The following is a 12,473-nucleotide window of genomic DNA, read 5'->3' as shown; positions in this document are numbered from 1 at the left end:
GCGCAAACGGCAACGGCCCCCGGGAAGGGGGCCGTTTTCGTCGGCGGACGGCTACTTGCCGGCCGGGCTCGCCGGGACGGCGGGAGTGGCGGGGGTCGCCGGAGTGGCGGCGCGCTCGGCCTTCTTGCCGTAATCCTTGGCGTCCTTCTTGGCGTGGGCGGCGTCGCTCTTGCCCTTTTCCATCTTGGCGGCGGCCGCCCCGGTGGTCTGACCGGTGGCGCCGGTCATGGCGGGAACGGCGGTGGCCGGAGCGACGGTGGAGGACGTGCTGCCCTGGGCCAGGGCCGCCACGGGGAGCAGCGAGGCGGCAATAAGGGCGGTGGCGAGGAAACGGGTGGCACGCATGGGAGGCTTCCTTTTCTTTATCTCGTTCCGAAGGCCGTCATGGCGCGTTCGGTAGGGATAAGGTCGCTCCCGTCCGTGGCGAAATGATGGACGAATTGTGATTCTTTCAGGGCGGATCAGGGCAGTTGCGCCATAATCGGCGCGGTGCCATGGTGCAATCCAACGGACGAAACCCCTTTTGCCAGCGAGGCCCGCCATTTCCCGCGATTCCTGCCGTCTCTACCTGATCACCCCGCCGGTCATCGAAAAGCCCTTCGAATGGGTCGCAACCCTGGAGGCCGCCCTGGATGCCGGCGACGTCGCCTGCCTGCAGATCCGCCTGAAGGGCCTGGAGGACGACGCCCTGGCCCGCGTCGTCGACGTGCTGCGCCCGCCGGCCCAGCGGCGTGGCGTGGCGGTGCTGCTGAACGACCGTCCCGATCTGGCCTTCGAGACCGGGTGCGACGGCGTGCATGTCGGGCAGACCGACGCCTCGTACAAGGAGGCCCGCCAGGCGGTGGGGGCCGGGGGCATCGTCGGCGTCACCTGCCACGATTCCCGTCATCTGGCCATGGAAGCCGGCGAGGCCGGGGCCGATTACGTGGCCTTCGGCGCCTTCTTCCCCACCGAAACCAAGGACGCCCCCACCCGCGCCGGCATCGAGATCCTGGAATGGTGGCACGGCCTGTTCACCGTTCCGTCCGTCGCCATCGGCGGCATCACGGTGGAGAACTGCCGCCCGCTGGTGACGGCGGGTGCCGATTTCCTGGCGGTGTCGGGCGGCGTGTGGAACCATCCCGAGGGCCCGGCGGCGGCGGTGCGGGCCTTCTCCCGCATCATGGCCGAAGGGGGCTGAAGTGAAGCGGGTCTGCGTCTTCTGCGGCTCCAATTCCGGCGCCAATCCGGCCTATGCCGAGGTGGCGGCCCAACTGGGCCGCCTGCTGGCCGGGCGGGACATGACCCTGGTCTATGGCGGCGGCAACGTGGGCCTGATGGGCGTGGTGGCCGATGCCGCCCTGGCGGCCGGCGGCCGGGTGATCGGCGTGATCCCCGAATCCATGCTGAAATGGGAGGTGGGGCACCCCAACCTCACCGAATTGCAGGTGGTGGCCAGCATGCACGAGCGCAAGGCGGCCATGGCCGAGCAGGCCGACGCCTTCATCGCCCTGCCCGGCGGCATCGGCACGCTGGAGGAGTTGTTCGAGGTGTGGACCTGGGGCCAGCTGGGCCTGCATTCCAAGCCGCTGGGCTTCCTGGACGTAGCCGGCTATTTCGAGCGGCTGCACGCCTTTCTCGACCACATGGCCGGCGAAGGCTTCGTCAAGGCCCGCCACCGGGAGATGGCGGCGGTGCACCACGACCCCGCTACCCTTCTGGCCCTGCTCGAGACCTACCAGCCCCCGGCGACGATTCGCGTCATCGACCGCGAAACCGCGTGAAAGCCCGCTTGACAGGGCCGGCGGCGCGCCATATAAAGCGGCCCTCCTCGGGAGCGTAGAGACCGCTTCCGCCGCAATGGAAATGGGCGATTAGCTCAGCGGGAGAGCACTCCCTTCACACGGGAGGGGTCGCAAGTTCAATCCTTGCATCGCCCACCATTTCCCCCCTTGCCTCTCCATCAAAGAAACAGGTTCCGGGACAATTGCCGCCCGAGAATCAGGCAGAGCCTTCGCTTCCCCTTGACCGTGAAAAGCAATCAATCCCGGACGATTTAAGATCAGTCCGCGGCCCTGGCGCGGGTTAGCCTGCGGGAAAAGCAGTGAAGAAAAACTGCGCGGGCCAAAGGCTCAACGCCATGGACCTGGATAGGGGGGGATGATCCGCCACTCTGGCGGCCGATGGAACGGCGCGTCCATGCGTCGATGGTTTCCGTTTGCCATTCACGTCATCGCAGAGCTTACCCGCACAGCCGTTCCGCCGGCCAGGAAGGGGGCATCCCCGCGCAAGACTGGGCCGGGCAAGACGACAGCGATAACTCCGGGAGGAAATTCGGAATGTCTAGGACACGATCGAACTCCATTTGGTGCGCCGTGGCCGCAGCCGCCCTGGCGGTGGCCGCCGTCCCGCCGCAAGCCGCCTGGGCGGGCATCGTCAAGGTCGGGGTGATTCTCACCTATTCCGGCAGCGATGCCGCCCTGGGCGAGCAGATAGAGCGCGGCATCAATCTCTACACCAAGCTGCACAACGCCAGGCTGCCGGCCGGCACCACCATCGAGCTGATTCGCCGCGACGATACCGGCCCCAATCCCGACGTCGCCAAGCGCCTGGCCCAGGAACTGATCCTGCGGGAACAGGTCCAGTTCCTCACCGGCGGCCAATGGACTCCCAACGCCACCGCCGTGGCGGCGCTCAGCAAGGAGGCCAAGGTCCCCTTCGTGGTCATGGGGGCGGGCGGATCGGCGGTGACCGAGCAATCGCCCTACGTCATCCGCACCGGCTGGACCCTGTGGCAGACCAGCTACCCCCTCGGCCCGTGGGCGGTCGGACAGGGCCTCAAGCGCGCCTATACCGTGGTCAACGACTTCACCCCCGGCCATGACGGCGAAACCGCCTTCACCAAGAGCTTCACCGAGAATGGCGGCGAGATCGTCGGGGCCGTGCGGATTCCGCTCAAGACCGTCGATTACCTGCCCTATCTGCAGAAGATCAAGGACGCCAACCCGGACACGGTCTACCTGTTCGCCCCGGGCGGTCCCCGGGCGACCACCATCATGAAGGCGTTCAACGATATCGGCATCACCAAATCCAGCATCCGGGTCATCGGCCCGGGCGACACCACCAGCGACGAGGAACTGCCCAACATGGGCAAGTCCGCGCTGGGGGTGACGACCCTGCTGCAATATTCCCCCTCGGCGACAAGACCGGCCAACCAGGCGTTCATCGCCGCCTGGAAGAAGGAATTCGGCGAGAATGCGGTTCCCACCTCGCTCGCCGTCGCCGCCTGGGACGGCATGGCCGCCATCTACGACGCCGTGATCGCCCAAAAGGGCAAGATCGAACCCGACAGGACCATGGAACTGCTCAGCCACTGGTCCAATCCCGACAGCCCGCGCGGCCCCATCCGTATCGATCCCGAGACCCGCGACATCGTCCAGAACGTCTATCTGCGCCGGGTCGAAGAGGTGGCGGGCACCCCGGTCAACGTCGAATTCCAGACCATCGAGCAGGTTCCCGATCCCTGGAAGGCGCTGAAGCGGAAATAGCCCGATCCGATGGCCCGGGACATTCCCGGGCCGTCACATTTCCAGCGGCACCCGGCTGAGTTCGTTGTTCTTGTTCACCAGCTTGTGGAGCAGATACATGAAGATCGCCTGCTCGCCCTCGGCGAGAGGCTCCAGCAGGATCCGCTCGAAACGGCCGATCGGCTCCTGGATGCGTTCCCACAGAGCCATGCCCTGCTTGGTGATGAAAAGCCTTTTGATCCGACGGTCCTCGCCGGCCCGGCGGTCGAGCAGCCCCTTCTTCTCCAGCCGGATGACCACGTCGCCGATAGTCGAGCGGTCGAAGGCGATCATCCGGGCCAGGGAGCGCTGATCGACGCCCGGATAGGCGCTGACCACGGTCAGGGCGGCGTATTGGACGGGGGTGATGCCGAACTCCTCGGTCTCGCTCAGGAAAATGGAGACCGCAATCTGGTGGAGCCGGCGCGCCAGATGCCCGGGATTGCCATAGATCGGAAGAGCGTCCTGGTCCTTCACGTCGGCCAGCAAATCGGCCATGCCTTATCCTTCACGGCAATTCCGTCCCGGGCGGACGCCGCATCTGATCGTATTTTGCCTTGCAATTCAACCGGCTCGTTCCCCGTCACCCCCGCCTGCGCCATCACGGCACCGAGGTTCCGGGCTGATCGCCGACGGGAAGGCACGGCTCGCCGCCGTGGCCGATCACCTCGACGGTGACGTGGTCCAGGGCGGGAATCGCCGCCAGCAATTCCTTGTAATGCTCGGGATCCCTCGGATAGTGGGTGACCACCGAGACGATGGCCGCCAGATGGCCGGGACGGATGGCCCAGACGTGGAGGTCGGCCACCCGATTGTCGGCATCGGCCTCGATCAGGGCGCGGATTTCACCGGCCAGGGCCGGATTTTCGGCCTTGTCCAGCAGCACCCGCGCGGTGTCGCGGATCAGGCCGCGCGCCCACCAGCCGATGACCGCCGCCCCCACCAGGCCCATGGCGGGGTCCAGCCAGTCCCATGACGCCATCATGCCGGCCCCCAGGGCGGCGATGGCCCCCACCGAGGTCAGCAGGTCGGCCATCACATGCAGGGTGGCGGCGCGGAGATTGTGGTCATGCCCGTGGGCATGGTGGTCATGTCCGTCCTCATGCCCGTGCCCGCCGGGCGGGTCGAGGATCAGGACGCTGGCCAGGTTGACCGCCAGCCCGATCACCGCCACGGCCATGGCCTCGCCATAGGAGACCGCCACGGGGGTCAGCAGACGCTGCGCCGCTTCCCAGACCATCATCACCGCCACCACGCCCAGGACGATGGCGCTGGTGAACCCGGCCAGGGCGTTGACCTTGCCGGTGCCGAAGGTGAAGGCGGGGTCGGCGGCGTGCCGCCGGGCGAAGGCGTAGGCGAACAGGGCGATGGTCATGGCCGCCCCGTGGCTGGCCATGTGCCAGCCGTCGGCCAGCAGGGCCAGCGAGCCGAAGGCCCATCCGGCGGCGATCTCCCCCGCCATGCAGAGGACGGTCAGGATCAAGACCAGACGGACCCGCCGCTCGGAACGGTCAGAGACGGCGGAATCCGCGTGGGGGTGGCGATAGCTGTCCATGCAGTGGATATGCATCTCACCTCCTTATGTTCCCATGGGACGACCATAACCCCATCGTTCAGTGGATGCAAATGAGTGGCGTCCGCATATTTCATGAGTATGGAATACTCCTTATGACTCATGACATTTCAATAAGATACCCAGACGCCATCGGACGGCTCCGTTCCTGGCAAAGGCAATAAGGCCGGAAAAGCCCTTGACTGCGGTGACTTGATATATGCAAATGCGAGTCATTCGCAGCAACAAGGATCCTGGAAATGCCGATGGTTTGGAGACGCGCCCTGCTCATCGCCTGTATCACCCCGGCCTGCGCTTCCGCGGTCGCGGCGGCCGACGGGGCGGCGCCGCAAGAGCGCGGCTCCATGATGCTCGACGCCCTGGTGGTTTCGGCCACCCGCTCCGAGACCTCGGTGATGGAAAGCCCGGTCAGCGTCTCGGTGATGGGCGAGCAGGAGATCAAGCGCACCAACGCGGTGAGCATCGCCGACGTGCTGCGCGACGTGCCCGGCGTCACCATCGACGAATCCTCGCTGCCCGGCATGAAGCGCATCAAGATCAGGGGCGAGGAGGCCCGGCGCGGCGCCGTACTGATCGACGGCCAGGAAATCACCGACCATACCTCCTACGGCGCTCCCATCCTGGTGGACCCCGCCCTGATCGAGCGGATCGAGGTGGTGCGCGGCCCCCATTCGGTGCTCTACGGCTCCAAGGCCATCAGCGGCGTGGTCAACATCATCACCAAGAAGGGCGGCACCAAGCCGCTCCAGGGTAGCGCCGGGGCGTCGTTCATGTCGGCGACCCAGGGCTACGGCGCCAACGCCCTGGTCCAGGGCACCACGGACGGCTGGGATTACCGGCTGTTCGTCGGCCGCACCGAGGAAGGCGACCGCCACACCCCCGACGGCGACCTGCCCAATTCCAATTCCGAGAACAAGAGCATCTCGGGCTACGTCGCCTATCGGGCGGATGGCCACAAGATCGCCCTGGCCGTCGACCGCTACGAGCTGTCCAGCGGCTCGACCACCTCGCCGTCCACCATCGGCTCGGCGTTCAGCAAGTTCCAGCTGGACATGCCGACCCGCGACCTGCAGAAGGTCGGCGTCACCTACGACCTGGACAAGCCCAGCGACTGGATCGCCAAGCTCCACGCCGACGCCTACTACCAGACCATCGACCGGATGTTCACCCAGTTCGTGGCGAGCGGCACCGCCATTCCCGCCGCCTCGGCCTACGACTACCTCCACAACGACCAGGACACCCAGGCCACCAAGGGATTCACCGCCCAGGTCGATTGGACGCCCCACAAGGATCACCTGCTGATCACCGGCGCGCAATACCTGCGCGACGACCTGGACAAGTCCATGACCCGCACCGGCCGCAGCGGCGTCGGCCTCGCCACGGCGGTCAGCCGTTACGCCGACATGGAAGGGCACACGGAGACCATTTCCATCTATGGCGAGGATACCTGGAAGCTGCCCGCCGATTTCTCCGCCGTGCTCGGCGCCCGCCAGTACTGGATCAACTCGGCCCTGGACAGCCTGCAGAGCAACGACGCCGGCTACAAGATGCGCTCGACCTCGGATTCCGCCCCCATCTTCAGCGCCACGCTGCTGTATGCCGGCATCCCCGACACCGTACTGCGCGGCGGTTTTTCCCAGGGCTATGTCTATCCCACCCTGGTGCAGGCCTTCACCGGCTCGTATTTCGGCGCGTCGTCGACCACGCGCCCCAATCCCGACCTCAAGCCCGAGACCTCCAACAACTGGGAAGTGGGCATGCGCCACGGCTCGGGCGGGCTGACGGTGGATACCTCGCTGTTCCGCTCCACCGCCAGGAACTACATCGCCTCGCTGTCCTGCGCGGTGGTCGGGACGTCCGGCGGGCAATGCGCCGTCGGCAATTCCACCGAGGGCACCTACGTCAACCTGGACAGGGCCGAGAGCACCGGCGTCGAGATGGACGCCCGCTACCACTTCGCCGAACTGGGCCTGACCCCCTACGCCACCGGCAGCTGGATCCGCCGCAAATACTTCTTCCGCTCGGCCAGCAGCGGCAAGACCGGCATCCCCACCGTCAGCGGCCGCATCGGCCTGCGAGGCGAGCGCACCCTGTGGGACGGCGCCACCGGCTATGCCGACCTCTACATGCGGGGCGGCTCGCGCGCCGACGAACTGAGCCAGTCGTCGGCCGCCGCCGGCACCATCAGCCTGACCCAGGTGCGGGCCTGGCGGACCTTCAACGCCTCGTTCGGCGCCGATGTCGGCGGCTACCACCTGGGCCTGGACCTGCTGAACCTCACCAACCTCACCTACAACACCACCCCCGACGAATCCAACCAGCCGGGCCGCAGCGTGGTGTTCAACGTCCGCGCCGATTTCTGAAGGAGGCCATGGACATGACCTGGATCATCGGCCGCGCCGTTCTCGCCGTCCTGCTGGGCCTTGGCGGTATCCGCCAGGCCTCGGCCGCCGACACGTCGCGGCTGGTGGTGATCGGCGGCTCGCTCACCGAGATCGTCTTCGCGCTGGGCAAGGGCGGTTCGGTGATCGGGGTCGACCAGACCAGCGTCTGGCCGCCCGAGGTCAAGGCGCTGCCCCAGGTCGGCTATTACAAGAAGGTCTCGGCCGAGGGCGTGCTGTCGCTGTCCCCCACAATGGTGGCGGCCTATCGCGACGCCGAGCCGGCCAGCGCGCTGCGCCAGCTGGAACAGGCGGGAATTCCGGTGGTGCTGTTCGACCGCTCGCCGCCCATGCGGGCGCTGGAGGACAACATCGCCGCCATGGGCCGCCTGCTGGGCGCCGAGCGCGAGGCCCAGGCGCTGCGCCGCTCGCTCGACGACCAGATCGCCGCGGTGGCCCGCACCGTCGCCGGGACGAAGAAGAAGCCCCGCGTGCTGTTCGTCCTCAACTACGATCCGTCGCAGACGGTGGTGGCCGGGGCCGGCACCATCGCCGGCCAGCTGATCGAGATGGCCGGCGGCGTCAACGCCGCCGGCGACATCACCGGCTTCAAGCCGCTCAACGGCGAGATGGTCACCAATGCCGCCCCCGATCTGGTGCTGACCGTCGAGGAGCGCTGGGATGGCATCGGCGGCGCGGCGGGCATGGCCCGGCTGCCCGGCATGGCCGCCACCCCGGCGGGCAAGAGCGGGCGCTTCGCCCCCATGCCCGGCCCCCTGATGCTGGGGCTCGGCCCCCGGCTGGGCGAGGCGCTGCGGCGGCTGTCGGGACTGTTCCACGGCGAGGGAGTGGCCCACCATGGACGCTGAGGTGCTGCCCCTGCCGGTCAAGCGCGGCGCGGCCGCCGATCCGGCGGCCCGTCCGTCGTGGACGCGCTCCGCCCTCGTCATGGCGGCGCTGTGGCTCGGCCTGGCCGTGGTGGTGCTGGCCGGCATCGCCATCGGCCCCGCCCGGATCGCGCCGCTTCAGCTCGCCACCATCCTGGCCGAGCAGATCGGCCTGGCCCTGCCGGTGGAACACACGGCGAGCCAGGCGGCCATCCTGATGAACATCCGCCTGCCCCGCGTGGCGCTCGGCCTGCTGGTGGGCGCCGCGCTGGGCATGGGCGGGGCCGCGCTGCAGGGCCTGTTCCGCAACCCCCTGGCCGACCCCGGCCTGCTGGGCATCTCCAGCGGAGCGGCGCTGGGCGCGGTCGCCGTCATCGTGCTGGGCACCGCCTGGCTGGGCGCCGCCGCCGCCGGCATGACCGCAATCCTGATGCCGCTGGCCGCCTTCCTGGGCGGACTGGCCGCCACCGTGGCGGTCTACGCCATCTCGCGCCGCCATGGCCGCATCGAGCGGGGCGCCATGCTGCTGGCCGGCGTGGCGGTCAACGCCTCGGCCGGGTCCATGACCGGCCTGCTGGTCTATCTGTCGGACAGCGAGCAACTGAAAAGCCTGACCTTCTGGCTGATGGGCAGCCTGGGCGGCGCCGACTGGCGCGCCGTGTGGGCCGCCGCCCCGCTGACCGTGCTGCCGCTGCTGCTGCTGCCCCGGCTGGCCCGGGCGCTGAACGCCATGCTGCTGGGCGACGCGGTGGCCGGCCATCTCGGCTTCGACGCCAACCGGGTCAGCCGCCTGGCGGTAATCCTGGTCACCGCCTCGGTGGGCGCGGCGGTGGCGGTTTCCGGGGTGATCGGCTTCATCGGGCTGGTGGCCCCCCACCTGATCCGCCTGATCGCCGGTCCCGACCACCGCTCGGTCATGCCCGGCGCCGCCCTGGGCGGGGCCATCCTGCTGGTGGGCGCCGACATCTTCGCCCGCACCGTCGCCGCCCCCGCCGACCTGCCCATCGGCGTGGTGACCGGCGCCCTGGGCGGGCCGTTCTTCATCTGGCTGCTGCTGCGCCGCGCCCCGCACGGGAGGGGATCATGCTGATCGCCTCGACGACCGGCGTGTCCCTGCATCTGGGCGGGCGCGACATCCTCAGCGACGTGTCGCTGGAGGTGCGGGCCGGCGAGGTCGTCGCCCTGGTCGGTCCCAACGGCGCCGGCAAGTCGTCGCTGCTGCGGCTGATCGCCGGCGAGACGCGCCCCGACCACGGGGGGATTTCCGTCTGCGGCCGCCCGCTGGACGGCTGGCCCATGGCCGCCCTGGCCCGCCGCCGTTCGGTGGTGCCCCAGGACATCCAGCTGGACTTCGCCTTCACGGCGCTGGAGGTGGTGCTGATCGGCCGTTCGCCCCACGGCGCCGGCCGCGAGGAAAGCCGCCGCGCCCAGGGCATCGCGCTGGACTGCCTGGAGCGGGTGGGCGCCGCCCATCTGGCGGCGCGCTTCTATCCCAGCCTGTCGGGCGGCGAGCGCCAGCGGGTGCAGATCGCCCGCGCCCTGGCCCAGATCGCCGGAATCGAGGTGGACGGGGGCCGCTGCCTGCTGCTCGACGAGCACACCTCCAACCTGGATCCCGCCCATCAGCACGGCATGTTCCGGCTGGCCCGCGAGGTGGCGGCCGAGGGCGTCGGGGTGATCGCCGTGGTCCACGACCTCAACCTCGCCGCCGCCTATGGCGACCGCATCGCCGTCCTCGACCGGGGAGAGCTGGTGGCGTTCGGCCCGCCCGAGGCGGTGCTGACGCCCGCCGTGATCGGCCAGGTATTCGGCCTGGCCTGCGTCACGCTGCGCAATCCGCTGACCGGCAGCCTGACCCTGGCCACCGCCCCCCTGGCCTCCACCTCCATTCCGCAGGGATTGCGCGCATGACCATACTCCTGCCCCTCGAACCCCATTTCGCCCGCCCGGGCGAGCCGCTGGCCGGCGCCTTCGCCGAACGCAACCTGTTTCCGTGGATTCAGCGCCGGACCCGTCCCCTGGAGGACGGCCCCGCCATCGCCGCCCGGCTGCTGGCCGAACGGCGGCCCGGCAAGCGGGTGGCCTATCTGCATGTGCCGTTCTGCGCCAACCACTGCCTGTTCTGCGGCTTCTACCGCAACCGCTCGGCCGAGGAGGCCATGGCCGAGTACGCAAGGCGGCTGGAGCGCGACATCGCCATGGACGGGGCGGCGGCCGCCGGCCCGCCCATCCAGGCCGTCTATTTCGGCGGCGGCACCCCCAGCGCCCTGGCGGCGGACGACCTGTACCGGCTGGTCTCGGCGGTGCGCCGCCACCTGCCCGTGGCCCCCGATTGCGAGATCACCGTCGAGGGCCGGGTGGCCGGCTTCGACGACGACAAGGTCGACGCCTGCCTGGAGGCCGGCGCCAACCGCTTTTCCATCGGCATCCAGACCTTCGACACCGGGCTCCGGCAACGCATGGGCCGCCGGGCCAGCCGGCAGGAAGCCGTCGCCTTCATGGAGCGGCTGCGCGACCGCGACCGGGCGGTGGTGGTCTGCGACCTGATCTTCGGCCTGCCGGGCCAGAGCATGGAGATGTGGCAGGACGACGTGGCGACCTGCCTGTCGCTGGGCCTGGACGGGGTCGATCTCTATTGCCTGACCCTGCACGACAAGAGCCCGCTGGCCCTGTCCATCGCCAAGGGCGCGCTGCCGCCCGCCGCCGGGCTGGAGCGCATGGCCGCCATGTACGGCGCCGGGCTGGAGATGCTCGACGATTCCGGCTGGCGCCACCTCAACCAGGCCCACTGGGCCTCGGCGACGCGCGAGCGCAACCTCTACAACCAGCTGGTCAAGGCCGGCGCCGACTGCTTGGCCTTCGGGGCCGGGGCCGGCGGGCTGGCAGGCGGGCACCGCTACGTCATCCAGCCCGACGCCGAGCTTTACGGCAAGACCGTCGAGGCCGGGACCAAGCCGATCACCGTGGTGCTGCCGCCCCCCGCCAACCGTCCGGCCCGCGATCTGGTCATGGGCGGGCTGGAAGGCGGTCGTCTGGACGTCGCCCGGCTGGAGGCGCTGACCGCCCCCGGCCTCGCCGCCGCGCTGGAGCCGCTGCTGGCCCAGTGGGAATCCGCCGGGTTGGTCCACCGCCGGGCCGCGGCCATCGTCCTCACCCCCGCCGGCTGGTTCTGGCACTGCAATCTGGTCGGCAGCCTGTTCGAGCTGATCGACCTGTTCATGGGAGACGGAGCCCCCTCCGCCGCCCTTTCCTACCCTCAATCACCCCTTCCTCAATCACCCCTCCCTCAATCACAAGGAATGCGTCATGTCGGCTGATCACACCGATCCCTCCATCCTGGCCAATCTGCGCGCCCAACTGGACGAGTCCCAGGACGGCGTGCTGGAAACCATCGCCATCGAGCACGGCGTCACCCCGCTGCAGGTGTCGGAATGCCTGCCCGACCATTGCCGGGTCTCCGTCCCCGGCGACGCCTTCGAGGAGGTCATGGCCGACCTGACCACCTGGGGCGAGATCACCTTCCTGGTCCATACCCGCGACCTGATCCTGGAATGCAAGGGTACCGTGCCCGCCGGCAAGGTGGCGCGCGGCTTCTTCAACCTGGAGGGCCACGGCGCCATCGGCGGCCACCTGCGCTACGGCAATTGCGCCGCCATCCATTTCGTCAAGCGCCCCTTCATGAAGATGGACACCTGCGCCATCACCTTCTTCAACGACAAGGGCGATTCCATGTTCAAGGTCTATGTGGGCCGCGACGACAAGCGCCGCATGCTGCCCGACCAGATCCGCCGGTTCGACGCGCTGCGCGACCGCCTCGCCGCGGCGGTTCCCCAGGCCCTGGCCGGTTGATGGGAGGAATGGGCATGAGCCGCGACCTGCTGCTGTTCGGCGCCCGCACGGGAACCGGGTTGGAATTGGCCCGGCTGGCCCGCGCCGCCGGCTGGCGGGTCACCGCCATGGTCCGGCCGGGATCGTCGGCGGCGGAACTGGCGCTGCTGGGCTGCGCACTGGTCGAGGGCGACGCCCTCGACCGTCCGCAGGTCAGCCGGGCCTTCGCCGCCTGTTCCCTGCCCCCGGTGGTGGTGAG

Annotated in this window: 13 protein-coding genes and 1 tRNA gene; 11 read left to right on the top strand and 3 right to left on the bottom strand. The window is 69.0% G+C overall.

The genetic code is table 11. From position 1 onward, the window contains the following. Positions 1 to 51: 51 nt before the first annotated feature. Entirely contained in the window at positions 52 to 345 is a 294-nt protein-coding gene (locus tag H261_RS15720) for a hypothetical protein (protein ID WP_008619367.1), read from the bottom strand. Positions 346 to 523: 178 nt separating this feature from the next. Between H261_RS15720 and thiE the strand changes: the two genes are divergently transcribed. From thiE to H261_RS15700, 4 genes are all read left to right on the top strand, one after another. Beyond that, positions 524 to 1,180 carry a thiamine phosphate synthase gene (gene thiE / locus H261_RS15715; RefSeq protein WP_008619366.1) on the top strand — a complete coding sequence of 219 codons (657 nt, stop codon included), beginning with the start codon at positions 524 to 526 and terminating at the stop codon, positions 1,178 to 1,180. A gap of 1 nt (position 1,181) precedes the next feature. Further along, a complete protein-coding gene (locus H261_RS15710) occupies positions 1,182 to 1,763 on the top strand; it encodes an LOG family protein (RefSeq protein WP_008619365.1) in 582 nt (193 codons plus the stop codon). A gap of 84 nt (positions 1,764 to 1,847) precedes the next feature. Continuing rightward, positions 1,848 to 1,922: transfer RNA gene (locus H261_RS15705), tRNA-Val, on the top strand. A 396-nt stretch (positions 1,923 to 2,318) separates the two neighbouring features. Continuing rightward, positions 2,319 to 3,527, top strand: a complete 1,209-nt coding sequence (locus tag H261_RS15700) for an ABC transporter substrate-binding protein (RefSeq protein WP_040476668.1) — start codon at positions 2,319 to 2,321, stop codon at positions 3,525 to 3,527. A gap of 33 nt (positions 3,528 to 3,560) precedes the next feature. On the opposite strand, the gene H261_RS15695 is transcribed toward H261_RS15700, so the two are convergent. Together H261_RS15695 and dmeF are read right to left on the bottom strand one after the other, a co-directional pair. After that, a complete protein-coding gene (locus H261_RS15695) occupies positions 3,561 to 4,043 on the bottom strand; it encodes a MarR family winged helix-turn-helix transcriptional regulator (protein ID WP_008619363.1) in 483 nt (160 codons plus the stop codon). A gap of 103 nt (positions 4,044 to 4,146) precedes the next feature. Next, entirely contained in the window at positions 4,147 to 5,115 is a 969-nt protein-coding gene (gene dmeF / locus H261_RS15690) for a CDF family Co(II)/Ni(II) efflux transporter DmeF (protein ID WP_008619355.1), read from the bottom strand. A 248-nt stretch (positions 5,116 to 5,363) separates the two neighbouring features. On the opposite strand from dmeF, the gene H261_RS26135 reads away from it, so the two are divergent. The 7 genes from H261_RS26135 to H261_RS15655 all read left to right on the top strand — a co-directional run. Beyond that, a complete protein-coding gene (locus H261_RS26135) occupies positions 5,364 to 7,481 on the top strand; it encodes a TonB-dependent receptor plug domain-containing protein (RefSeq protein ID WP_040476667.1) in 2,118 nt (705 codons plus the stop codon). 14 nt (positions 7,482 to 7,495) lie between these two features. Then, positions 7,496 to 8,368 (top strand): heme/hemin ABC transporter substrate-binding protein, encoded by an 873-nt coding sequence (locus tag H261_RS15680; RefSeq protein WP_161625041.1) that lies wholly within the window; start codon positions 7,496 to 7,498, stop codon positions 8,366 to 8,368. Continuing rightward, on the top strand, positions 8,358 to 9,476 hold the full coding sequence (locus tag H261_RS15675; protein ID WP_008619343.1) for a FecCD family ABC transporter permease: 1,119 nt from the start codon (positions 8,358 to 8,360) through the stop codon (positions 9,474 to 9,476). The genes H261_RS15680 and H261_RS15675 overlap by 11 nt, the downstream gene beginning before the upstream one ends. After that, a complete protein-coding gene (locus tag H261_RS15670; protein ID WP_008619341.1) occupies positions 9,470 to 10,297 on the top strand; it encodes a heme ABC transporter ATP-binding protein in 828 nt (275 codons plus the stop codon). The genes H261_RS15675 and H261_RS15670 overlap by 7 nt, the downstream gene beginning before the upstream one ends. Beyond that, the gene (gene hutW, locus H261_RS15665) at positions 10,294 to 11,703 is read left to right on the top strand and encodes a heme anaerobic degradation radical SAM methyltransferase ChuW/HutW (RefSeq protein WP_008619339.1); all 1,410 of its coding nucleotides are present in this window, start codon (positions 10,294 to 10,296) and stop codon (positions 11,701 to 11,703) included. Before H261_RS15670 ends, hutW begins: the two co-directional genes overlap by 4 nt. Then, the gene (hutX, locus tag H261_RS15660) at positions 11,693 to 12,235 is read left to right on the top strand and encodes a heme utilization cystosolic carrier protein HutX (RefSeq protein WP_008619338.1); all 543 of its coding nucleotides are present in this window, start codon (positions 11,693 to 11,695) and stop codon (positions 12,233 to 12,235) included. The genes hutW and hutX overlap by 11 nt, the downstream gene beginning before the upstream one ends. A gap of 14 nt (positions 12,236 to 12,249) precedes the next feature. Further along, positions 12,250 to 12,473, top strand: a 224-nt coding sequence (locus H261_RS15655; RefSeq protein ID WP_008619337.1) for an NAD(P)H-binding protein, incomplete at its 3' end; no start/stop codon positions are given.

This window comes from Paramagnetospirillum caucaseum (assembly GCF_000342045.1).
GTDB classification, from domain to species: Bacteria; Pseudomonadota; Alphaproteobacteria; order Rhodospirillales; family Magnetospirillaceae; genus Phaeospirillum; species Phaeospirillum caucaseum.
This window is presented reverse-complemented; position numbering and strand designations above follow the sequence as displayed.

Bases quoted from the DNA above. Each gene is read 5' to 3' on its own strand.
- H261_RS15720 (WP_008619367.1), bottom strand. From the start codon at position 345: ATGCGTGCCACCCGTTTCCTCGCCACCGCCCTTATTGCCGCCTCGCTG.
- H261_RS15700 (WP_040476668.1), top strand. From the start codon at position 2,319: ATGTCTAGGACACGATCGAACTCCATTTGGTGCGCCGTGGCCGCAGCC.
- H261_RS15695 (WP_008619363.1), bottom strand. From the start codon at position 4,043: ATGGCCGATTTGCTGGCCGACGTGAAGGACCAGGACGCTCTTCCGATC.
- dmeF (WP_008619355.1), bottom strand. From the start codon at position 5,115: ATGCATATCCACTGCATGGACAGCTATCGCCACCCCCACGCGGATTCC.
- H261_RS26135 (WP_040476667.1), top strand. From the start codon at position 5,364: ATGGTTTGGAGACGCGCCCTGCTCATCGCCTGTATCACCCCGGCCTGC.
- H261_RS15680 (WP_161625041.1), top strand. From the start codon at position 7,496: ATGACCTGGATCATCGGCCGCGCCGTTCTCGCCGTCCTGCTGGGCCTT.
- H261_RS15675 (WP_008619343.1), top strand. From the start codon at position 8,358: ATGGACGCTGAGGTGCTGCCCCTGCCGGTCAAGCGCGGCGCGGCCGCC.
- H261_RS15670 (WP_008619341.1), top strand. From the start codon at position 9,470: ATGCTGATCGCCTCGACGACCGGCGTGTCCCTGCATCTGGGCGGGCGC.
- hutW (WP_008619339.1), top strand. From the start codon at position 10,294: ATGACCATACTCCTGCCCCTCGAACCCCATTTCGCCCGCCCGGGCGAG.
- hutX (WP_008619338.1), top strand. From the start codon at position 11,693: ATGTCGGCTGATCACACCGATCCCTCCATCCTGGCCAATCTGCGCGCC.